Annotated in this window: 20 protein-coding genes; 4 read left to right on the top strand and 16 right to left on the bottom strand. The window is 57.6% G+C overall.

Translation table 11 applies throughout. From position 1 onward, the window contains the following. The first annotated feature begins 149 nt into the window (after nt 1–149). Complete coding sequence (gene narL / locus PU624_RS08015; RefSeq protein ID WP_283547951.1) at nt 150–800, top strand: two-component system response regulator NarL; 651 nt, start codon at nt 150–152, stop codon at nt 798–800. 305 nt (nt 801–1105) lie between these two features. After that, the gene (gene mutS / locus PU624_RS08010; RefSeq protein WP_283547216.1) at nt 1106–3667 is read left to right on the top strand and encodes a DNA mismatch repair protein MutS; all 2562 of its coding nucleotides are present in this window, start codon (nt 1106–1108) and stop codon (nt 3665–3667) included. Between the two features lie 124 nt (nt 3668–3791). Here the strand turns inward: mutS and rpoS are convergent, their stop codons facing one another. From rpoS to cysG, 13 genes are all read right to left on the bottom strand, one after another. Beyond that, the gene (gene rpoS, locus PU624_RS08005; protein WP_003849090.1) at nt 3792–4784 is read right to left on the bottom strand and encodes an RNA polymerase sigma factor RpoS; all 993 of its coding nucleotides are present in this window, start codon (nt 4782–4784) and stop codon (nt 3792–3794) included. A gap of 57 nt (nt 4785–4841) precedes the next feature. Then, nucleotides 4842–5942, bottom strand: coding sequence for a murein hydrolase activator NlpD (nlpD, locus tag PU624_RS08000; RefSeq protein WP_283547215.1), 1101 nt, complete (start codon nt 5940–5942; stop codon nt 4842–4844). A 162-nt stretch (nt 5943–6104) separates the two neighbouring features. Further along, on the bottom strand, nt 6105–6731 hold the full coding sequence (locus PU624_RS07995) for a protein-L-isoaspartate(D-aspartate) O-methyltransferase (RefSeq protein WP_283547214.1): 627 nt from the start codon (nt 6729–6731) through the stop codon (nt 6105–6107). After that, complete coding sequence (gene surE, locus PU624_RS07990) at nt 6725–7486, bottom strand: 5'/3'-nucleotidase SurE (protein WP_283547213.1); 762 nt, start codon at nt 7484–7486, stop codon at nt 6725–6727. The genes PU624_RS07995 and surE overlap by 7 nt, the downstream gene beginning before the upstream one ends. A gap of 192 nt (nt 7487–7678) precedes the next feature. Further along, entirely contained in the window at nt 7679–8719 is a 1041-nt protein-coding gene (truD, locus tag PU624_RS07985) for a tRNA pseudouridine(13) synthase TruD (protein ID WP_283547212.1), read from the bottom strand. Continuing rightward, nucleotides 8716–9198, bottom strand: a complete 483-nt coding sequence (gene ispF / locus PU624_RS07980) for a 2-C-methyl-D-erythritol 2,4-cyclodiphosphate synthase (protein WP_008927107.1) — start codon at nt 9196–9198, stop codon at nt 8716–8718. The genes truD and ispF overlap by 4 nt, the downstream gene beginning before the upstream one ends. Next, the gene (gene ispD / locus PU624_RS07975) at nt 9198–9914 is read right to left on the bottom strand and encodes a 2-C-methyl-D-erythritol 4-phosphate cytidylyltransferase (protein ID WP_283547211.1); all 717 of its coding nucleotides are present in this window, start codon (nt 9912–9914) and stop codon (nt 9198–9200) included. Before ispD ends, ispF begins: the two co-directional genes overlap by 1 nt. A gap of 3 nt (nt 9915–9917) precedes the next feature. Beyond that, entirely contained in the window at nt 9918–10235 is a 318-nt protein-coding gene (gene ftsB, locus PU624_RS07970; protein WP_003849108.1) for a cell division protein FtsB, read from the bottom strand. Nucleotides 10236–10404: 169 nt separating this feature from the next. Next, nucleotides 10405–10725, bottom strand: a complete 321-nt coding sequence (locus tag PU624_RS07965; protein WP_003849111.1) for a DUF3561 family protein — start codon at nt 10723–10725, stop codon at nt 10405–10407. A 54-nt stretch (nt 10726–10779) separates the two neighbouring features. Beyond that, nucleotides 10780–11385 (bottom strand): adenylyl-sulfate kinase, encoded by a 606-nt coding sequence (gene cysC / locus PU624_RS07960; RefSeq protein WP_090965709.1) that lies wholly within the window; start codon nt 11383–11385, stop codon nt 10780–10782. Then, nucleotides 11385–12812: a sulfate adenylyltransferase subunit CysN gene (gene cysN, locus PU624_RS07955; protein ID WP_283547210.1), complete on the bottom strand. Its 1428-nt coding sequence runs from the start codon at nt 12810–12812 to the stop codon at nt 11385–11387. The genes cysC and cysN overlap by 1 nt, the downstream gene beginning before the upstream one ends. 11 nt (nt 12813–12823) lie before the next feature. After that, nucleotides 12824–13732: a sulfate adenylyltransferase subunit CysD gene (cysD, locus tag PU624_RS07950; RefSeq protein WP_013358871.1), complete on the bottom strand. Its 909-nt coding sequence runs from the start codon at nt 13730–13732 to the stop codon at nt 12824–12826. A 9-nt stretch (nt 13733–13741) separates the two neighbouring features. Continuing rightward, a complete protein-coding gene (gene cysG / locus PU624_RS07945; RefSeq protein WP_283547209.1) occupies nt 13742–15157 on the bottom strand; it encodes a siroheme synthase CysG in 1416 nt (471 codons plus the stop codon). Between the two features lie 364 nt (nt 15158–15521). On the opposite strand from cysG, the gene PU624_RS07940 reads away from it, so the two are divergent. After that, nucleotides 15522–16535 (top strand): aminopeptidase, encoded by a 1014-nt coding sequence (locus PU624_RS07940; RefSeq protein WP_283547208.1) that lies wholly within the window; start codon nt 15522–15524, stop codon nt 16533–16535. Nucleotides 16536–16544: 9 nt separating this feature from the next. Continuing rightward, on the top strand, nt 16545–16829 hold the full coding sequence (locus PU624_RS07935; RefSeq protein WP_283547207.1) for a YciI family protein: 285 nt from the start codon (nt 16545–16547) through the stop codon (nt 16827–16829). A gap of 60 nt (nt 16830–16889) precedes the next feature. On the opposite strand, the gene PU624_RS07930 is transcribed toward PU624_RS07935, so the two are convergent. From PU624_RS07930 to cysJ, 3 genes are read right to left on the bottom strand one after another with little or no spacing between them, the layout of a single operon-like run. Beyond that, on the bottom strand, nt 16890–17624 hold the full coding sequence (locus PU624_RS07930) for a phosphoadenylyl-sulfate reductase (RefSeq protein ID WP_004571209.1): 735 nt from the start codon (nt 17622–17624) through the stop codon (nt 16890–16892). Continuing rightward, nucleotides 17621–19342, bottom strand: a complete 1722-nt coding sequence (gene cysI / locus PU624_RS07925; RefSeq protein ID WP_283547206.1) for an assimilatory sulfite reductase (NADPH) hemoprotein subunit — start codon at nt 19340–19342, stop codon at nt 17621–17623. The genes PU624_RS07930 and cysI overlap by 4 nt, the downstream gene beginning before the upstream one ends. After that, nucleotides 19342–21153, bottom strand: a complete 1812-nt coding sequence (cysJ, locus tag PU624_RS07920; RefSeq protein ID WP_283547205.1) for an NADPH-dependent assimilatory sulfite reductase flavoprotein subunit — start codon at nt 21151–21153, stop codon at nt 19342–19344. The genes cysI and cysJ overlap by 1 nt, the downstream gene beginning before the upstream one ends. Between the last annotated feature and the right edge of the window lie 119 nt (nt 21154–21272).

The raw sequence follows: 21272 nt of genomic DNA, 5'->3' as shown, positions 1-21272 counted from the left end.
GTTTAGTGGCGGCCGAAAACGCCATCAGCTAAAGGGTGCCCGAATGGAAATAAAGGAGTAGTCCATCAGGGGTATATAGCCGCCCCACTTCACCGGTAAGATAAGCCTCCCGCCCGCTCAGGCTGGCAAATATGACAGGAACAGGCGCCATGGTGACGGCAGAGAAATTCACGCTCATATTGATCGACGACCACCCCATGCTGCGCAACGGACTGAAACAGCTGATTGCGCTGGATGAGCGACTGCAGGTGGTTGCCGAAGCGGGTAATGGCATCGATGGCCTGGCGCTGGCTCAGCAGCACGATCCCGACCTGATCCTGCTGGATATTAATATGCCGGGGCTGAACGGACTGGATACCCTGACCCGGCTGCGTGAGATCGCCCTCTCTGGCCGGGTGGTTGTGTTCAGCGTTTCCGATAATGAAGAGGATGTGGTCAGCGCGCTGAAGCGCGGCGCAGATGGTTATCTGCTGAAAGATATGGAACCGGAAGCCTTGCTGAAAGCGCTGCATCAGGCTGCCGCCGGACAGATCGTGCTGAGCGAAGCGCTGACGCCGATTCTGGTCGCCCGGTTGCGCGAAGCGCAGCCTGCTCAGACGCGCGACATCCATCAGCTGACCCGGCGTGAACGTGACATCCTGCAACTGATCAGCGACGGCATGACCAATAAAGCGATTGCCCGCAAACTGGACATCAGTGAAAGCACGGTCAAGGTCCACGTCAAATATCTGCTGAAGAAGATGAACCTCAAATCCCGGCTTGAAGCGGCCGTCTGGGCGCTGCAGAACGGACTGCACTGATCCGCTCCGCTCCACGATGCGGCGCATTGCCGTTCTGCCCGCCGTAAACGGTCGCAGAAATCGCGAGCCGCCTCGCAGCCCCGCGTCAGAGTTATCAGAACAGGCACTTTTCAGTCGCCAGCCGCCGCCGCATTTGCCAGGATGCCTGTCAGGTTATACCCGGTCAGGATCGGGGCGATTATCAGGCTGGCATATGCCCTGCCCTATTCGTTATCATCTGACTATCCTGCGCGCCTGGAATTGCTTTCGGTTTCATTGGCGTTGACCGCCAGAAATTTACCGCATTAAAGATGAGTTAAAACCCTATGCAAGAGCCAACCGAAAAGGACTTTCCTTCTCATACGCCCATGATGCAACAGTACCTGCGCCTTAAGGCTGAGCATCCTGACATTCTGCTGTTTTACCGTATGGGTGACTTCTACGAGCTGTTTTATGACGACGCTAAGCGCGCCTCGCAGCTTCTGGAGATTTCACTCACCAAACGCGGTGCGTCAGCGGGCGAACCGATCCCGATGGCCGGGGTGCCCTATCATGCGGTTGAAGGCTATCTGGCAAAACTGGTGCAGCTGGGCGAGTCCGTAGCCATCTGCGAGCAGATAGGCGATCCGGCGCTGAGCAAAGGCCCGGTCGAGCGCAAAGTGGTGCGCATCGTCACGCCCGGCACCATCAGTGATGAGGCGCTATTGCAGGAGCGGCACGACAATCTGCTGGCGGCAATTGTGCAAAGCCCGCGCGGTTTTGGTTACGCCACGCTGGATATCAGCTCAGGCCGTTTCCGCCTGAGCGAACCTGCCGATGCAGAAACCATGGCGGCAGAACTGCAGCGCACCAATCCGGCTGAGCTGCTCTATCCCGAAGATTTTCAGGCGATGTCGCTGATCGATCAGCGACGTGGCCTGCGCCGCCGTCCGCTGTGGGAGTTTGAGATCGACACCGCGCGCCAGCAGCTTAACCTGCAGTTTGGCACCCGCGACCTCAATGGCTTTGGCGTGGAGAACGCGCACCTCGGACTGAGTGCGGCGGGCTGCCTGCTGCAATATGTCAAAGATACCCAGCGCACCACGCTGCCCCACATCCGTTCGCTGAGCATGGAACGGCAGCAGGACAGCATCATCATGGATGCCGCTACCCGCCGTAATCTGGAGATCACCCAGAACCTGGCCGGCGGCACCGACAACACCTTAGCGGCCGTGCTGGATAAAACCGTCACCCCGATGGGTAGCCGGATGCTGAAGCGCTGGCTGCATATGCCGCTGCGCGATGTGCGCATCATTAACCAGCGTCAGGAGTCGATTGCTGAGCTGCAAAATCTCAGCGACGTGCTGCAGCCGGTGCTGCGTCAGGTCGGCGATCTGGAGCGCATCCTGGCCCGCCTGGCGTTGCGCACCGCCCGTCCGCGCGATCTGGCCCGCATGCGTCATGCGTTCCAGCAACTGCCGGAACTGAACCAGCTGCTGGCCAATGTCGAAGCACCGCAGTTACAGAAACTGCGCGCGCAGATGGGCGAGTTCACCGCATTACGTGAGCTGCTGGAGCAGGCCGTGATTGAGTCACCGCCGGTGCTGATCCGCGACGGCGGAGTAATTGCACCAGGCTACAACGCGGAGCTGGATGAGTGGCGCGCGCTGGCCGATGGCGCAACCGACTATCTCGACCGGCTGGAGATCCGCGAACGCGAAAAGCTGGGACTGGATACGCTTAAGGTCGGCTTTAACGGTGTGCATGGCTATTACATCCAGGTCAGCCGTGGCCAGAGTCATCAGGTTCCGATGCACTATGTGCGTCGTCAGACACTGAAAAACGCTGAGCGCTACATCATCCCGGAGCTGAAAGAGTACGAAGACAAAGTCCTCACCTCTAAGGGTAAAGCGCTGTCGCTGGAGAAAAGCCTGTATGAGGCATTGTTCGATCAACTGCTGCCGCACCTTGAAGCGCTGCAGCTGAGTGCTGCCGCGCTGGCCGAGCTGGATGTGTTGAGCAACCTGGCGGAACGCGCCTGGTCACTGAACTATTGCCGCCCGGTGTTGCAGGAGAAAGCCGGGATTAAAATCAGCGGCGGTCGCCATCCGGTCGTTGAACAGGTTCTGAAAGAGCCGTTTATTGCCAATCCACTCTCACTGGCTCCCCAGCGCAGGATGCTGATCATTACCGGCCCCAACATGGGCGGTAAGAGTACCTATATGCGGCAGGCTGCGCTGATTGCCCTGATGGCATGGATTGGCAGTTTTGTTCCGGCCGATGAGACGCTGATTGGCCCGCTGGATCGCATCTTTACCCGCGTCGGTGCTGCGGATGACCTCGCCTCCGGGCGCTCGACCTTTATGGTTGAGATGACCGAAACCGCCAACATCCTGCATAACGCCACCGAAAACAGCCTGGTGCTGATGGATGAGATTGGACGCGGAACCTCCACGTATGACGGTTTGTCACTTGCCTGGGCCTGCGCCGAAAACCTGGCGAACCGCATCAAAGCGATGACGCTGTTTGCCACCCATTACTTCGAGCTGACCACCCTGCCGGAAAAAATGGAAGGCGTGGTTAACGTCCATCTGGATGCCGTTGAGCACGGTGACACCATCGCCTTTATGCACAGCGTGCAGGAAGGGGCTGCAAGTAAGAGTTATGGTCTGGCGGTAGCAGCACTGGCTGGGGTGCCTAAAGAGGTGATTAAGCGGGCACGCAACAAGCTGAAGGAGCTGGAAAACGTTTCAAACCACTCCGCGTCATCGACGGTCGATGGTTCTCAGCTGCCGCTGCTGGTTGAAGAGACCTCACCGGCTGTGGAAGCGCTTGAGGCACTGGATCCGGATACGCTGACACCGCGTCAGGCGCTCGACTGGATTTATCGTCTTAAATCGCTGGTCTGATAGCACGCCGCACCGCGTTAATGCGCGGTGCTATTCGCTCCAAATCACTTTTCCGCAGACATAAAAAAAGCGATGGTTTTCACCATCGCTTTTCGCATGCGTACTCAGATCGTCTTATAAACGATTATTCACGAAACAGTGCTTCAATGCTGAGGCCCTGCGCCTGCAGGATTTCGCGCAGACGGCGCAAACCTTCAACCTGAATCTGGCGTACACGCTCGCGGGTTAAGCCGATTTCACGACCTACATCCTCAAGCGTTGCCGCTTCATAGCCCAACAGGCCGAAACGACGAGCCAGCACTTCACGCTGCTTGGCGTTCAGTTCGAACAGCCATTTGACGATGCTTTGTTTCATATCATCGTCCTGCGTGGTGTCTTCCGGGCCGTTGTCTTTCTCATCGGCCAGAATGTCCAGCAGCGCTTTTTCAGAATCACCGCCTAATGGCGTATCAACCGAGGTAATGCGTTCGTTAAGACGTAACATGCGGCTTACGTCATCAACCGGTTTATCCAGCTGTTCGGCGATCTCTTCCGCACTCGGCTCATGGTCGAGCTTGTGGGAAAGTTCACGCGCAGTACGCAGATAAACATTCAGTTCTTTTACAATGTGAATCGGCAGACGAATGGTACGGGTTTGATTCATGATCGCCCGTTCAATAGTCTGACGAATCCACCAGGTGGCGTACGTTGAGAAACGGAACCCGCGCTCCGGGTCAAATTTCTCTACGGCGCGAATCAGGCCGAGGTTACCTTCTTCAATCAGGTCCAGCAGAGCTAAACCACGATTGCTGTAACGACGGGCGATTTTTACCACCAGGCGTAAGTTACTTTCGATCATGCGGCGACGGGAAGGGATATCACCCCGCAATGCACGGCGAGCGAAGAAAACTTCTTCCTCTGCCGTTAACAACGGAGAATAGCCAATCTCCCCGAGATAGAGCTGCGTCGCATCTAATACACGCTGCGTCGCACCCTGTGATAGCAACTCTTCTTCCGCTACGTCGCTATCACTGGCTTCGTTTTCAACGAGTGCCTTCTCGTCAAAAATTTCAGCTCCGTTCTCATCGAATTCCGCGTTCTCATGTAACTCGTTTACTTTCAGCGTATTCTGGCTCATAAGCGGCTCCTACCCGTGATTCCAGGGCAGAACATAAAACAGTTTTGTTCTGCCGGATTATCGCTGCGGCAAATAACGCAACGGGTTTACGGATTTCCCCTTGTAACGAATTTCAAAGTGTAATCTGACTGAACTGGTTCCGGTGCTACCCATGGTAGCGATCTTTTGCCCCGCCTTAACTTCCTGTTGTTCCCGAACCAGCATTGTATCGTTGTGGGCGTAGGCGCTCAGGTAATCATCGTTGTGTTTAATGATGATTAAATTACCGTAACCCCGGAGTGCGTTACCTGCGTAAACCACTCGTCCTGAAGCAGTGGTAACAACAGATTGTCCGCGCGTCCCGGCGATATCGATACCTTTATTGCCACCTTCGGCGGCAGAGAAGTTATCGATAATCTTCCCGTCAGTCGGCCAGCGCCAGCTTCCGACCGGCGTTGAACTGTTGGTTGTACTGCTAACCGTTGGGGGTGCGGTAACTACTGGAGCTGTTGTCGTTGCAACATTTGCTCCTTTCGAAGGCAACAATTTGCTGCCACCCGAATTACCCGAATCATCAGAATACGTAATAACAGGTTGCTGTGCAACAGCAGGCGATTTAATTTGCGGCGCCGCCGGAACCCCGCCCTGCGTTGCATCAGCAACGGTAATGGGATTGCCGCCGGTAATCGGCTGACCCGACCCATTTCCAATCTGTAACGTCTGGCCGACATTCAGGCTGTAAGGCGCGGCAACGTTGTTGCGCTGGGCTAAATCACGGAAATCATTGCCGGTAATCCAGGCGATATAGAACAAGGTGTCGCCACGCTTCACGGTATAAGTTTCACCGGAATAGCTACCCTTAGGAATATTCTGATAACTGCGGTTGTATACTATCCGGCCATTCTGCGTCTCAACATTGCTGTTGGTACTAATCATTCCACCATTGCTGGGGACGGATGCTGAATTTCTGCTTAACATTTGTCCCTGAGATGGCGCGACAGGAACCCCACCTGAAACCGTGTCGGCTCCAGCCTGGCTGTTTGTCATGCCGCCATCATCGCCAACGCGACTGATGGGTGCCTGTGAATTGTCGCTGGAGCTGCAGCCTGCCAGCCAAAAACCTACCAGTGAAAGCGCCGCCAGACGGCGTAACTGAAAAAGTGTGCTTCCCGTGCTCATTAATCCCCCGTGATGGCAACTCTGATCTATCTGTTTCACTGTACCTGCCAGCAGAATGCTCTGCACGGCGCGATAAAATCTGCATTTTTGTTGAATAAACCGGATAGTAACAACATCAGGTACGTGGTGCCATGAAACAGTTGTGAAGAAATACGAAGAGCGTCAGGCCAGATCGCCCTGCACCAGCGGAACAAAACGCACCGGCTCAATGATCTCTTCCGTGACCTCTTCGCCCTGACGACGCAGGCGTTTCAGTACCTGCTGATCTTCGCCGACCGGCAGCACCATAATGCCGCCTTCTGCCAGTTGTGCTATCAGCGCAATCGGAATTTCCGGTGGCGCGGCGGTGACAATGATGGCATCGAAGGGCCCGCGTGATGGCCAGCCCTGCCAGCCATCGCCATGCCGGGTCGAGACATTATGCAGATCCAGCTGTTTCAGGCGGCGCTTGGCCTGCCACTGCAGCCCTTTGATGCGTTCCACTGAATAGACATGGTCTACCAGATGGGCAAGAATCGCCGTCTGGTAACCGGAACCCGTACCAATCTCCAGTACACGGGAATGCGGATTGAGTGCCAGCAGCGCGGTCATCCGCGCGACCATATAAGGCTGGGATATCGTCTGGCCGGAGCCGATAGGCAGGGCAACATTGTCCCAGGCTTTATGCTCGAACGCCTCGTCGATAAAACGTTCGCGCGGCACCTCGCTAATGGCTTTCAGCAGGTTTTCATCATCAATGCCCTGCTGACGCAGTTGTGACAGCAGTGTCTCAATACGCCGATTCACCATGCCAGGTTCACCTCAGCTTTTGTCAGCCAGTCACTGAGCACGTCCTGCGCACCGTGCGCCGTTAAGTCCACATGCAACGCAGTAACAGACACATAGCCCTGATCCACGGCGGCAAAATCTGTATCCGGGCCGGCATCGAGTTTTTCGCCCGGCGGTCCAATCCAGTAAAGCGTATTGCCGCGCGGATCCTGCTGCGCAATCACCTGATCTGCCGGATGGCGGCTGCCACAGCGCGTCACGCGGATACCTTTAAGCTCAGACAGCGGCAGATCGGGAACGTTGATGTTGAGAATGCGGCCGGTGCGCAGCGGTTCATGCGTCAGCGCCCTGAGGAGCGCGCAGGTCACCGCCGCTGCGGTGTCGTAGTGCTGATGACCATTGAGCGAAACCGCGATTGCCGGTAAGCCAAGATGCCGCCCTTCCATCGCCGCCGCCACCGTGCCGGAATAGATCACATCGTCGCCCAGATTGGGGCCGGCATTGATACCTGACACCACAATGTCGGGACGCGGCTGCATCAGCGCATTTACCCCGAGATAGACGCAGTCAGTTGGCGTCCCCATCTGAACCGCGATATCGCCGTTTTCATGGGTGAAAGTGCGCAGAGGCGTTTCCAGCGTTAATGAGTTCGAGGCACCGCTTCGGTTACGATCGGGGGCAACAACCTGTACGTCAGCAATCTGCCGCAGGGCTTTCGCCAGAGTCTGAATACCTGGCGCGTGAATGCCGTCATCGTTGCTGAGCAATATCCGCATTTCGTTCTGACCTTTTTTTTATTCGACTGGTCGCCGTGACTGAACCTGTTTTAACGGCATGGCAACAGGTGAGAAATGGACAGCGATTTTTGCATTCTAGCGAGGCGCGCAAGGAAGTGGTAGGCGTAAATCACACGACGGTGGGGGTTTGCCGCAACATTACCCATACTGCGGGTCAGGTTGCGGCGAAGATTACTCATCAATCTGATCGGGCGAGTCCGCGGGGGTCAGCAGCTCACGGACCACGCTGGTGGCAAAGCTGCCTGCAGGCAGCCAGAACGACAGTTCCAGCGTGACGTCATCCCACCAGCTCCACTGCATATCGCGCGGCACCACCAGCATGGCGCGGCGGGCTGCATCGACCTTCTCACGTTCAATCAGGCCAAGCAGCAGCGTGTCATCCGCCAGCGCCTGCTGTTCAAAGGCCAGTGCGTCAGCCTGTGGGCCCGGCTCGCCGCGTCCCGGCAGCGGCGCGGTAATGCGCAGCTCATGCTGATCGACCCGGCGCTGTGATTCTTCCAGCTCATCGGGCTGGGCGACAAACCAGCTGCCGCGTCCTGTCAGCTGCAGGGCATCGCCGTTCAGCACCTGAGTCAGGCCGCCCTGCTGTTGCAGACGCGCACTGGTTACCTGATTAAACAGCGCACTGCGCGCGGCAGAGAGCATCAGGCTGCGCTTGTTGCGGTCGCGAATCACGATCTCATTGCGCGCCCACTTCTCCGCCATCACCAGGTTGTTACCGCCACGACCAAAGCGCTGTTCACCAAAATAGTTGGGCGCGCCCGCAGCGCGAATCTGCGCCAGACGCGTTTCAACCGCATCACGATCGCTGATCTGACGGATGACCAGCCGGAACGCGTTCCCCGCCAGTGCACCGATGCGCAGCTTACGTTTGTGGCGCACCGCCTGCAGAATCTCGACCCCTTCCAGCGCGAAACCGCGCAGGTCGGGCATCGCATTGCCCGGCAGACGAAAACAGAGAGTCTGCTCCGTCACCGCATGGCGGTCTTTCATCCCGGCATAACTCATATCGCGCTGATGAATACCGAGATACTTAGCCAGTGCCTCCGCCACAAAGCGGGTATTGGCGCCGACTTTACGGATGCGCACCAGCAGGTGCTCACCTTCGCCATCCGCGCCATAACCGAGATCTTCAACCACCACGAAATCTTCCGGATTGGCTTTGATCACGCCAGAGGCCACGGGTGTGCCGTGCAGGTAATTCAGACTCATTGGCTGTCAGCTTTCAGAACTAACGCGACCGCTTCACAGGCGATGCCTTCGCCGCGTCCGGTAAAGCCAAGCTTCTCGGTGGTGGTCGCCTTGACGTTGACGGCATCCATATGGCAGCCCAGATCTTCTGCGATGTTGATGCGCATCTGCGGCACGTGCGGCAGCATTTTCGGTGCCTGAGCAATAATCGTGACGTCGACATTACCGATGCGATAGCCTTTGGCTTCGATACGACGCCAGGCCTCACGCAGCAGGCCACGGCTGTCTGCCCCTTTAAAGGCCGGATCGGTGTCGGGAAACAGCTTGCCGATATCGCCCATTGCCACTGCGCCCAGCAGCGCGTCAGTCAGCGCATGCAGCGCCACATCGCCATCCGAATGGGCGATAAAACCGTGTTCAAACGGGATCCGCACACCGCCAATCACTAACGGACCCTCTCCGCCAAAGGCGTGAACGTCAAAACCGTGACCGATACGCATCATGCGCTCTCCTTTAATTGAATCTGACTCAGATAAAAAGCCGCCAGCGCCAGATCTTCTGGCCGGGTGACTTTGATGTTATCACTGCGTCCGCTGACCAGCAGCGGATGGTAACCGCAATACTCCAGCGCCGACGCTTCATCGGTGATGGTCGCGCCTTCAGTCAGCGCCCGCGTGAGGCAGGCGGTGAGCAGCGCGTGAGGGAAGAACTGCGGCGTTAAGGCGTGCCAGAGATCGTCGCGTTCCACGGTATGGGCCACCGCGGCTTTGCCCGGCTCGCCCCGTTTCATGGTGTCGCGCACGGGCGCGGCCAGAATCCCGCCCACGTGGCTCTGTTCACGCACGTTAAGCAGTTTCTGGAGATCGCCGGGATGCAGACAGGGACGCGCAGCGTCATGAACCAGCACCCAGGCGGAACCCTGTGCGGCCTGCAATCCGGCCAGCACCGACTCGGCGCGGGTCTCTCCGCCTGTAACCCTGAGCACACGCGGATCGCGTGCCAGCGGCAGTGAAGCGAAGTGCTGGTCATCGGGGCTGAGGGCGACAATCACCTGTTTAATGGCGGGATGGGAAAACAGACGCGCAATGCTGTGTTCCAGAAGGGTGTGCTGACCAATCGTCAGATACTGCTTCGGACAGGTTGCCTGCATGCGGCTGCCGATCCCGGCAGCAGGCACCACGGCAATCACATCCGCAAGGGAGGCCAGAGTGTTCATGTTTTATCGTTGTAGGTTTTGCGCTGATTGTTGCGCGTTGCGTTTGTTCTGGTCAGGCACCAGACGATAGAAAGTCTCACCGGGCTTAATCATGCCCAGTTCATTGCGCGCGCGCTCCTCGATCGCTTCTGAGCCGCCATTGAGATCGTCAATTTCGGCAAACAGCTGATCGTTTCGCGATTTAAGTTTGGCATTGTTTGCCTGTTGCACCGCGACATCATCATTGACGCGCGTATAGTCATGGATGCCATTTTTCCCCAGCCACAACGAATATTGCAGCCAGCCAAGCAGCACCAATAACAGTAACGTCAGTTTTCCCATCCCGCCCCCTAAAAACGGCCCAATCATCCCATAACTTTGCACAGGACTCCACACCAGCGGCGAAAATGGCGCGCTTTGCTGCGCGACTGCACAATCAGTACCGATTCGGACGGGAAAAGATTTGTAACCTGCCGATGCGTTTGCACATCAGCGCGGACGCCGTAAAGGCTTACCAGCCGGAGAGAAAGGAGAACATTAACCAGAAAAGCGTCACCACCATAATGACCGTAGCGAGGGCGGCCCAGATCCAGTGCCCGCTCAGCAGCGTATTCAGTGCGATGCCCGTGACCACGGCAACCGGCAGCAGCGCCAGAAAGAATGGCCAGGTATAGAGAAAGAAGAACAGCGTGTTAGAGCCGAACAGCAGGAATGGAAGCGCCAGCGCACACCAGTAAGCGAGTAAGCCGATAACGCCGCCCGGCAGCAATGAGCGTGGCTCATCCTGGGAGGAGTCATCTTTACGAGCGAGCATGGGTGTGATGTTCTGCATAGGCATCCTGTTGTTGCGAGGGCGGCAAACCCGAAGCGATTTGCCGCTGTCTCTTCAGGATCTGATGATATCGCGGTCGCGCAGCACGTCTAACAATTGGGCGGCCAGTTTTGTAACCAATTGTTCGCCATCCAGCTGGATTTCCGGGCTTTCAGGCGCCTCATAGACGCTGTCGATACCGGTGAAATTACGCAGCTCACCGGCGCGCGCTTTGCGGTATAAGCCTTTGGGATCGCGCGCTTCACACACCGCTAACGGCGTATCGACAAACACCTCGATAAACTGCCCCGGCTCCAGCAGGTCACGCACCATCTGACGCTCGGCGCGATGCGGCGAAATAAAGGCAGTGAGTACCACGAGTCCGGCATCTACCATCAGTTTCGCGACTTCACCAACCCGACGGATGTTCTCCTTGCGGTCATCGTCGCTGAAGCCGAGATCGCGACAGAGGCCATGACGCACATTGTCACCATCCAGCAGATAGGTGCTGACGCCGATGCGGTGCAGCGCCTGCTCCAGCGCACCTGCGACGGTGGATTTCCCCGAGCCCGAAAGCCCGGTGAACCACAGCACCACGCCCTGATGGCCGTGCTGCTGTTCGCGTGAGGCACGGGTTACCGGATGGTCATGCCATACCACGTTGTCATCGTGCTGAGCCATTACTGACCGCCCAGCAGGTCGCGCGCGTTCCAGTGTGGGAAGTGACGGCGCACCAGCGCATTCAGTTCCAGCTCAAACGCGCTGAACTCACCGGTGTTAACCGGGGCGTCATGGTTTGGCTGATGGATCATGCCAGCACCCACGGTGACGTTGGTCAGGCGATCGATAAAGATCATGCCGCCGGTTACCGGGTTCTGCTGATAGCTGTCGAGCACCATCGGTTCGTCAAAGGTTAACTCAATGCGGCCAATACCGTTCAGCGGCAGCGCATCGACCTGACGCGTCTCCAGCGAGTTGATCTCGACCTGATGCAGCACCTTCTCTACCCGGCCACGGGTTTTCTTGCCGGCGATTTTCAGGTCATAGCTCTGACCGGCCTGCAGCGGCTGTTCTGCCATCCAGACCACGTCAACGCTGGCCGACTGAACCGCGGCCAGATCTTCACTGGCATCGACCAGCAGATCGCCACGGCTGATATCAATCTCATCCTGCAGCACCAGCGTAATCGCTTCGCCTGCCCCCGCTTCCTGCAGATCGCCATCAAAGGTCACAATGCGGGCAATGGTCGACTCCACGCCAGACGGCAGCACTTTGACGCGCTGGCCGACCTGCACGCTGCCTGACGCCAGAGTACCGGCATAGCCACGGAAATCCAGGTTCGGACGGTTAACATACTGCACCGGGAAACGCATCGGCTGATGATCGACGACGCGCTTCAGCTCCACGGTCTCCAGCACATCCAGCAGCGTCGGGCCGCTGTACCACGGCATGGTCTGACTGGCGGAAGCCACGTTATCCCCTTCCAGCGCCGACATCGGCACAAAGCGGATATCAAGGTCGTCCGGCAGCTGGGCAGCAAAATCCAGGTAATCCTGTTTGATCTGCTCGTAGCGCGCCTGATCGTACTCCACCAGATCCATCTTATTGATCGCCACCACCAGGTGTTTGATCCCCAGCAGCGTCGAGATAAAGCTGTGACGGCGGGTCTGATCCAGCACGCCTTTACGCGCATCGATCAGCAGGATTGCCAGATCGCAGGTTGATGCGCCGGTTGCCATGTTACGGGTGTACTGCTCATGTCCCGGCGTGTCGGCGATAATAAATTTACGCTTTTCGGTCGAGAAGTAGCGGTAGGCCACATCAATGGTAATGCCCTGCTCACGCTCAGCCTGCAGACCATCCACCAGCAGCGCCAGATCGAGTTTCTCGCCCTGGGTGCCGTGACGTTTGCTGTCGTTGTGCAGCGAGGAAAGCTGATCTTCATAGATCTGACGGGTATCGTGCAGCAGACGCCCAATCAGGGTACTTTTTCCATCGTCGACGCTGCCGCAGGTCAGAAAACGCAGCAGGCTCTTATGCTGCTGAGCGGTCAGCCAGGCTTCAACGCCGCCCTGGTCGGCAATCTGTTGTGCAATTACGGTATTCATCTGGCGTCTCCTTAGAAATAACCCTGACGTTTTTTCAGTTCCATCGAACCGGACTGATCGCGATCGATCATGCGGCCCTGACGCTCGCTGGTGGTGGAAACCAGCATCTCTTCGATGATCTCCGGCAGCGTCTGCGCTTCGGACTCTACCGCACCGGTCAGCGGCCAGCAGCCGAGCGTACGGAAACGGACCATCCGCTGGGTGATCTCTTCACCCGGCTGCAGGTTGATACGATCGTCATCGATCATCATCAGCATGCCATCACGCTCCAGCACCGGACGTGGCGCGGCGAGATAGAGCGGCACGATCTCGATGTTTTCCAGGAAGATGTACTGCCAGATATCCAGTTCGGTCCAGTTCGACAGCGGGAAGACACGGATGCTCTCGCCCTTGTTGATCTGGCCGTTGTAGTTGTGCCACAGCTCAGGACGCTGGTTTTTCGGGTCCCAGCGATGGAAGCGGTCACGGAAGGAGTAGATACGCTCTTTAGCGCGTGACTTCTCTTCATCGCGACGCGCGCCACCAAAGGCCGCATCGAAACCATATTTGTTCAGCGCCTGCTTCAGCCCTTCGGTCTTCATGATGTCAGTGTGTTTGGCACTGCCGTGGACAAACGGGTTAATCCCCATCGCCACGCCTTCCGGGTTGCGGTGAACCAGCAACTCTGCGCCCATCGCTTTCACGGTGCGGTCGCGAAACGCGTACATTTCACGGAATTTCCAGCCGGTATCCACATGCAGTAACGGGAACGGCAGCGTGCCCGGATAAAAGGCTTTACGCGCCAGATGCAGCATCACCGAGGAGTCTTTACCGATGGAGTACATCATCACCGGGTTGCTGAACTCCGCCGCGACTTCGCGAATGATATGGATACTCTCCGCCTCCAGCTGACGCAGATGAGTGAGTCGTTTTTGGTCCATGATTTTCCCTCAAGCCAGATTGACAACGGCGGACTCGCGAGCCCCCTGCTGTGCTGAATGTTTAAACCAGGCGAGTTGCCCGTGCAGATTAACCACCTCTCCGATCACCAGTAGCGCCGGAGTAGGTGCCGAGGCGGCCAGCGCCTCAAGTTGTTCTAAGGTGCCGGTCAGCACCTGTTGATCCTGACGGGTGCCGCGACTGATCACCGCCACCGGCGTTGATGGCGCACGACCGTGCTGAATCAGCGCCGCACTGATGGCCGCCGCTTTAACCGTTCCCATGTAGATCGCCAGCGTCTGACGCGCACGCGCCAGCGATGGCCAGTCAATGTCATCCCCATCGGGGCGGCAGTGACCGGTAATAAACATCACGCTCTGCGCGTAGTCGCGGTGGGTCAGCGGAATACCGGCATAGGCTGTCGCACCGGCAGCTGCGGTGACGCCCGGCACCACCTGGAACGGAATACCCGCCTGCTGCGCCGCCTGCAGCTCTTCGCCGCCGCGGCCAAAGATAAAGGGATCGCCACCCTTGAGGCGGACGACGCGCTTGCCTTTCTGCGCCAGTGAAACCAGCAACTGATTGATCTCTTCCTGCGGCAACGTGTGTGCGCTGGCCCGTTTGCCGACGCAGATGCGATCGGCATCGCGGCGCACCAGATCCAGCACCTCTTCGCTGACCAGATGGTCGTAGAGCACCACATCGGCTAACTGCATCACCTGCAGGCCACGCAGCGTCAGCAGGCCGCTGTCACCCGGCCCGGCGCCCACCAGGAAAATCTCGCCCTGACGGGTCGGCTCTTCCTGCAGTTCACGGTCCAGCGTGCGTTTCGCCTCTTCGACGTTACCGGCTGACATCTCACTGGCGAACCGGCCGTTAAACGCCCGTTCCCAGAAGCGTCTGCGGTCAGACATGCGGCTGAAGCGCTGTTTAACTTTGTCACGCCAGAGTCCGGCTACTTCCGCCATCTGACCAAGACTGGCGGGCAGCAGCGTTTCGATTTTTTCGCGCAGCATGCGGGCCAGCACCGGTGCGGTGCCGCTGGAAGAGATCGCCACCACCAGCGGTGAGCGGTCAACAATCGAAGGGAAGATAAAGGTGCATTTTGGCTGGTCGTCGACCACGTTAACCAGCTTATGCCGCGCGTTAGCAGCTTCAAAAACCTGGGTGTTGAGATGGTTATCGTCGGTGGCGGCAATCACCAGGAAAACGCCATCCAGCTGGGACGGATCAAACTCGGTCGCCAGCCACTCCAGATCCTGGCTTTCCAGCAGTTCCTGAAGTTCAGGGCAGAGTTCACGAGAGGCGATCAGAACGCGCGCACGCGCACGACGCAGCAGTTCAATTTTTCGCGACGCAATATCCCCACCGCCGACAACCAGAACCGGGCGGCCAGAGAGATCGGCAAAAAGAGGCAAATAGTCCACGTTAACCCTGATGTTTTAACTTTGTATTAACGCGACTATACGTCGCAGGGTTTATCCAGATGAAATTACGAATTGGAATGAGTAGTTACCGAATGGAATAACGATTCCGCAAAGCACAGAACAATTTGATCTTAGCGGATGAAATTTAATGGCTTTTTCGTGAACAGCTTCACAGATTCGTACCGGTGCCTGCGGCTGCAAAAGCAGATAAGTGCCAGCGACAAAGGCACATTCTCCTTTTCAAATGAAGCGGCGCCCGATTCCACTAACAAACTGGCGCGACAAAAGGGATATAATGCGCGCGGCATGATCGGCCCTGACCCGCATGACCAACGCCTCCCGGATAATGAAAAAAGGATGCATTATGTTTTGTTCCCTCCGCCTGAGGGTAGCGACAGTTTTGTTTGGCGCACTCATTTCCCCGCTGGCTCTGGCCACGCCGACAGGCCAGTTTGCCGAACAGCAGGTCCGGCACATCGCCACCTATTTCCCTGGCCGCATGAGCGGCAGTCCGGCTGAGCTGATGGCCGCTGACTACCTGCAGCAGCAATTTACCGCACTGGGTTATAAGACCGATACCCGCCAGTTCAACACCGGCTATAAGTGGCAGGAAGATGACGGCACACAGCGCTGGCATAAGCTCACCGCCACCTCGGTGATTGCCGCGCGCGCAGGCAGCGTGCCGCAGGAGATCCTGATCGTGGCGCATCTGGATACCTGGACGCCGCAAAACAGCAGCCAGGCCCATCATAATCTGGGCGGCTTACGGCTGCAGGGCGTCGATGACAATGCGTCGGGTCTTGGCGTGATGCTGGAACTGGCACAGCAGCTGAGTCGCAAGCCGCTGCACTATGGCATCCGCTTTGTCGCGCTGAGCGCCGGAGAAGCCGACCTGCACGGCATGGATGACTATGTTGAGCGGATGAGCACGCGTGAGAAAAAGAACACGCTGCTGGTCATCGATCTGAACAGCCTGATCACCGGCGATCACCTCTATTTCAACAGCGGCATGAACACGCCCCGGGCGGTGCGCAAGCAGACCAGCGATCGCGCGCTGCTACTGGCGCGTCAGCAGGGCATCCCCGCTGCCAGCCACCAGCTGAACCGCAAAGACTTTAACGGCCTGAATGCCTTCGACAAGGCGGGCTTTCCGCTGCTGGATGTCACCGCCAGCAACTGGACGCTGGGGAATAAAGATGGCGCGCTGCAGCGTCATCGCAGCCACCACTTTCCTGATGGCGTGACCCGTCATCAGACAGACCTGGATAATCTGAGCTATCTCGACCGCTGGCTGCCGGGACAGATTGCCCTGCGAACCCGCGACAGCGTCCGCGTGCTGCTGCCGCTGATCAGCGAACTGACCAATCCCAAAGTATAAGGATCTGACATGTACGTCGTCTTTCTGAATTATGTGCGTCCGATAGAAGACGTTGAAGCGCTGCTGGCAGGCCATATCGAATGGCTCGATCGCTATTTTGACGCGGGCAGTTTTATTGCCGCAGGGCGAAAAGATCCGCGCACGGGCGGCATGCTGCTGGTCAGGGAGATGGAACGTGAAGCGCTGGATGCGATTTTAGCGGAAGATCCGTTTGTCGCGGTGGCAGAGTATGACGTGACAAAAGTGAATGTGACGCGTGCAACGGAGGCGTTTGCCGGATTACAAGGCGTTTAGCTTCCCGCCTGACGGTGCCGAAGCACTTCTCTCCCTGTCTTCAGGGAGAGAAGCACGGCATCAGCCTTCGTGCAGACCACACTCGCGCTTGAGACCGAAGAAGCGTGTCTCTTCTTCTGCCATACCTGGCTCCCACTTGCGGGTAGTGTGGGTATCGCCCACTGAAAGATAGCCTTCATCCCACAGCGGATGGTACTTCAGCTTGTGCTGCTCCAGATACTGATGAATCTGGCGGTTATCCCAGTCGATAATCGGCAGCAGCTTGAAGACGCCACGCTGTACGCCCAGCACCGGCAGATTCGCCCGGCTGCCGGACTGGTCGCGGCGCAGGCCGGCAAACCAGGTCTGCGCGCCCAGGGTTTCAATGGCGCGATTCATCGGCTCGACTTTGTTGATCTCGTTATATTTCTCAATCCCCTCGACGCCCTGCTCCCACAGTTTGCCGTAGCGCGCTTCCTGCCAGGCCGGTGAGGTTTCGGCGCGGAACACTTTGAGGTTGAGATTGAGCTGGTCTGCCAGCTCATCAATAAAACGATAGGTCTCCGGGAACAGATAGCCGGTGTCAGTCAGGATGACCGGAATATCGGGCTGCTGACGCGTCACCAGATGCAGCGACACCGCGGCCTGAATACCGAAACTGGAGGAGAGCACATAAGCACCCGGCAGATTCTCCAGCGCCCAGCTGACCCGCTCTTCCGCTGATGACTTCTCCAGCTGCGCATTGGTCGCGGCCAGCGCCATGGCGCGCTGGACTTTGGACATCTCATTCAGTGCTGCGAGGTCGGGCTGACTCATTTTGCTTCCTCCCAAAAATCGCGTGCCGGGTCCAGCACCGGCGCAACAATGCCTGCACGGATGGTGAAGTCACCAAAGCCTTCAGCGGCCTGGCGTTCGGTGGCCCAGCGTCCCACCAGCTCATCAATGGTGGCGAGAATTTCGCTTTCGTTAATGTTTTCACGGTACATACGGGGAATACGCGTTCCGCTGCGGTTTCCGCCCAGATGCAGGTTGTAGCGGCCTGGCGCTTTGCCCACCAGACCCAGCTCAGCCAGCATGGCACGGCCGCAACCGTTCGGACAACCGGTAACGCGTAACACTATGTGCTCATCACCGACGCCATGCGCGTGCATGATCCCTTCCACTTTGGTCACGAACGCGGGCAGGAAACGTTCGGCTTCTGCCATCGCCAGCGGACAGGTCGGGAACGCGACGCAGGCCATGGAGTTTTCACGCTGAGGCGTGACGTGATCCATCAGGCCATGTTCACGGGCGATCGCTTCGATCTGCGCTTTTTCGCTTTCCGGTACGCCCGCCACAATCAGGTTCTGGTTGGCAGTCAGGCGGAAATCGCCCTGATGGATTTTCGCAATTTCCGCGATGCCGCTTTTCAGCGGTCGGCCCGGATAGTCGAGCAGGCGGCCATTTTCAATAAACAGCGTGAGGTGCCATTTGTTGTCGATACCTTTGATCCAGCCAATGCGATCGCCACGGGTGGTGAACTCATAAGGACGGATCGGCTCAAACGTCACACCGGCACGTTTTTCAACTTCGGCTTTAAAGGTCTCGACGCCAACACGTTCCAGGGTGTACTTGGTTTTGGCGTTTTTACGATCGGTACGGTTACCCCAGTCACGCTGAGTCGTCACGACCGCCTCGGCCACGTCGAGGATCCTCTCTACCGGGAAGTAACCAAACTCGCTGGCGGTGCGCGCATAAGTCGCTTTGTTACCGTGCTCAATCGACAGGCCGCCACCCACCAGCAGGTTGAAGCCCACCAGCTTGCCCTTCTCGGCGACCGCGACAAAGTTCAGATCGTTGGCGTGCAGATCCACATCGTTATGCGGCGGGATCACCACGGTGGTTTTGAATTTACGCGGCAGATAGGTTTCACCGAGGATCGGCTCTTCATCGGTCGTCGCGACTTTCTCCTGATCCCACCAGATTTCGGCATAGGCACGGGTGCGCGGCAGCAGATGCTCAGAGAGCTTCTTCGCCCACTCATACGCTTCCTGATGCAGTTCCGACTCCACCGGGTTCGAGGTACAGAGCACGTTACGGTTCACGTCGTTGGCGGTGGCCAGCGCATCCAGCCCCACTTCATGCAGCATCTGATGTGTCGGCTTGACGTTCTTCTTCAGAATGCCGTGAAACTGGAAGGTCTGACGGTTGGTCAGACGGATGCTGCCATAAATGGTTTTATCGGTCGCAAATTTGTCGATGGCCAGCCACTGAGTCGGCGTAATGATGCCGCCCGGCAGTCGGCAGCGCAGCATCATCGCATGGCGCGGCTCCAGCTTCTGCTCGGCACGTTCGGCACGAATGTCGCGATCGTCCTGCTGATACATACCGTGAAAACGGATCAGCAGGAAGTTGTCGCCGTTAAAGCCACCGGTCAGACCCTCTTCCAGATCTTCTTTGATGGTGCCGCGCAGATAGTTGCTCTGCTTCTTCAGACGCTCAGCGTCGGTTAATTTGCCTTCTACAACCAGCGGTCCAGGGTGTTTATCACTCATTAGTAAACGTCTCGCTGATAACGGCGCTCAATGCGCAGCTCACTTAAAAATTCGTCGGCCGTTTCACGATCCATTCCGCCGTGTTCGACCACCACATCCAGCAATGCCTGCTCGACGTCTTTTGCCATACGATTCGCGTCGCCACAGACATAAAGATGCGCGCCCTCTTCAATCCAGCGCCAGACTTCGGCCCCTTTCGCGCGAATCTTATCCTGCACGTAAATCTTCTCTGCCTGATCGCGTGACCAGGCGAGGTCGATATTCGTCAGCAGGCCATCCTTCACATATTTCTGCCACTCCACCTGATAGAGGAAATCGTCGGTGAAGTGCGGATTACCAAAGAATAGCCAGTTTTTGCCGCTGGCACCGTCGTTGTCGCGCTGCTGCATAAAGGCGCGGAACGGCGCAATGCCGGTGCCCGGGCCAATCATGATTACCGGCGCGTCCGGGTTAGCCGGCAGGCGGAAATTGTCGTTGTGCTCGATGAAGACGCGGACTTCGCCCTCCTCTTCGATACGATCGGCCAGCCAGGTCGATGCACCGCCGCCGCGCTGGCGACCTTCAATATCAAAGCGTACGGCACCCACGGTGATGTGCACTTCGGTATCGGTTTCGGCCTGCGAAGAGGCGATAGAGTAGAGTCGCGGCGTCAGCGGTCGCAGCATGCCGGTCAGCTGTTCTGCGGTGAGTTCAGCCGGGGCCAGACGCACCATATCCACAATCGGATAGTGCTGCGCATACTGCTGCAGCCTGGCTTTATCATCCACCAGCGACAGCAGCTCGGCGTTTCGTGACAGCTGAGCGTACTGCGCCACGATCTGCGCGGTGTTCACCGTCAGCTCAAAGTGCTTCTGCAGCGCCTCAGCCAGCGGCAGGGTTTTGCCCTGAACCTCTACTGACTCATCGCCCTTCAGCCAGACCAGCTCCAGCAGTTCGCTGACCAGTGCCGCATCGTTTTCATACCAGACGCCCAGCGCATCGCCAGGCTGATAGCGCAGACCGGAGTCGCCCAGATCGATTTCGATATGGCGCACATCTTTATCTGAGTCACGTCCGGTAATTTTCTGATTCACCGCCAGACTGGCGCTGAGCGGAGACTCTTTGCTGTAAGGACTGGTGGTGACTTCGTTGACGCTGCCTGCTGCTGTCGCCGCAGCCTGCGCCGGGGATTCGGTCGGCACGCGCTGTTTCAGAATGTCCGTCAGTGCACTGCGCCAGGCGGAAGCCTGCTCTGCGTACTCGACATCCGCATCAACGCGATCCAGCAGACGTTCGCCGCCCAGTTCGGCCAGACGGTTGTCAAAATCTTTGCCCGCCTGACTGAAGAATTCATAGGAGGTGTCGCCCAGGCCAAATACCGCAAAGGCTGCACCTTCCATTTTCGGTGCCTTTTTCGACATCAGGAATTTATGCAGTGCCACCGCCTCTTCCGGCGGCTCGCCTTCGCCCTGCGTCGAGGTCACGACCACCAGCATTTTTTCCTGGCCAATCTGTTTGAACTTGTAATCACCGGCATTCACCAGGTTTACGTTCAGCTTCGCGGCCAGCAGGTCATCACGCAGCTGCTCAGCCAGACGACGGGCGTTGCCGGTCTGGGAGGCGGAAAGCAATGTAATAACCGGCGCTTCAGCGGCGGGGGCTGGCGGTGCGCTACTGGCGACGGCGCTACCCGGTGCCTGTTCTACCCGGCCCCAGAAATAGCCTGACAGCCACGCCAGTTGAGTCGGGGAATAATCTGTCGTCGCCGCCTGTAAGCGGGCGAGTTGTTCCGGGGAGAGCGGAAGCAGTGAACCAGGTGCCTGAGTCGTCATCGCGTTAAAAATTCCAGTATCAGAAGTCCGGACCGTAAAGTGGCGGAAGAGTGCGTAGGTTACCGGTCCGTATATTAACGATTAAATACACCTTCGACATATCAAATAACCAAAATGAC

The sequence above is a fragment of the Pantoea sp. Lij88 genome, from assembly GCF_030062155.1.
In the GTDB taxonomy this organism is placed as follows: Bacteria; Pseudomonadota; Gammaproteobacteria; order Enterobacterales; family Enterobacteriaceae; genus Pantoea.
The sequence above is the reverse complement of the archived record's forward strand: the minus strand, read 5'-3'. Positions and strand labels throughout refer to the sequence as shown.

Excerpts from the sequence above, each read along its gene's own strand:
- cysJ (WP_283547205.1), bottom strand. The coding sequence starts at position 21,153 with ATGACGACTCAGGCACCTGGTTCACTGCTTCCGCTCTCCCCGGAACAA.
- rpoS (WP_003849090.1), bottom strand. The coding sequence starts at position 4,784 with ATGAGCCAGAATACGCTGAAAGTAAACGAGTTACATGAGAACGCGGAA.
- ispD (WP_283547211.1), bottom strand. The coding sequence starts at position 9,914 with ATGAACACTCTGGCCTCCCTTGCGGATGTGATTGCCGTGGTGCCTGCT.
- truD (WP_283547212.1), bottom strand. The coding sequence starts at position 8,719 with ATGAGTCTGAATTACCTGCACGGCACACCCGTGGCCTCTGGCGTGATC.
- surE (WP_283547213.1), bottom strand. The coding sequence starts at position 7,486 with ATGCGGATATTGCTCAGCAACGATGACGGCATTCACGCGCCAGGTATT.
- PU624_RS07930 (WP_004571209.1), bottom strand. The coding sequence starts at position 17,624 with ATGAGTCAGCCCGACCTCGCAGCACTGAATGAGATGTCCAAAGTCCAG.
- PU624_RS07995 (WP_283547214.1), bottom strand. The coding sequence starts at position 6,731 with ATGGTGAATCGGCGTATTGAGACACTGCTGTCACAACTGCGTCAGCAG.
- cysD (WP_013358871.1), bottom strand. The coding sequence starts at position 13,732 with ATGGACCAAAAACGACTCACTCATCTGCGTCAGCTGGAGGCGGAGAGT.
- cysI (WP_283547206.1), bottom strand. The coding sequence starts at position 19,342 with ATGAGTGATAAACACCCTGGACCGCTGGTTGTAGAAGGCAAATTAACC.
- ispF (WP_008927107.1), bottom strand. The coding sequence starts at position 9,198 with ATGCGTATCGGTCACGGTTTTGACGTTCACGCCTTTGGCGGAGAGGGT.
- nlpD (WP_283547215.1), bottom strand. The coding sequence starts at position 5,942 with ATGAGCACGGGAAGCACACTTTTTCAGTTACGCCGTCTGGCGGCGCTT.
- PU624_RS07935 (WP_283547207.1), top strand. The coding sequence starts at position 16,545 with ATGTACGTCGTCTTTCTGAATTATGTGCGTCCGATAGAAGACGTTGAA.
- PU624_RS07940 (WP_283547208.1), top strand. The coding sequence starts at position 15,522 with ATGTTTTGTTCCCTCCGCCTGAGGGTAGCGACAGTTTTGTTTGGCGCA.
- PU624_RS07965 (WP_003849111.1), bottom strand. The coding sequence starts at position 10,725 with ATGCAGAACATCACACCCATGCTCGCTCGTAAAGATGACTCCTCCCAG.
- narL (WP_283547951.1), top strand. The coding sequence starts at position 150 with ATGGTGACGGCAGAGAAATTCACGCTCATATTGATCGACGACCACCCC.
- ftsB (WP_003849108.1), bottom strand. The coding sequence starts at position 10,235 with ATGGGAAAACTGACGTTACTGTTATTGGTGCTGCTTGGCTGGCTGCAA.
- mutS (WP_283547216.1), top strand. The coding sequence starts at position 1,106 with ATGCAAGAGCCAACCGAAAAGGACTTTCCTTCTCATACGCCCATGATG.
- cysC (WP_090965709.1), bottom strand. The coding sequence starts at position 11,385 with ATGGCTCAGCACGATGACAACGTGGTATGGCATGACCATCCGGTAACC.
- cysN (WP_283547210.1), bottom strand. The coding sequence starts at position 12,812 with ATGAATACCGTAATTGCACAACAGATTGCCGACCAGGGCGGCGTTGAA.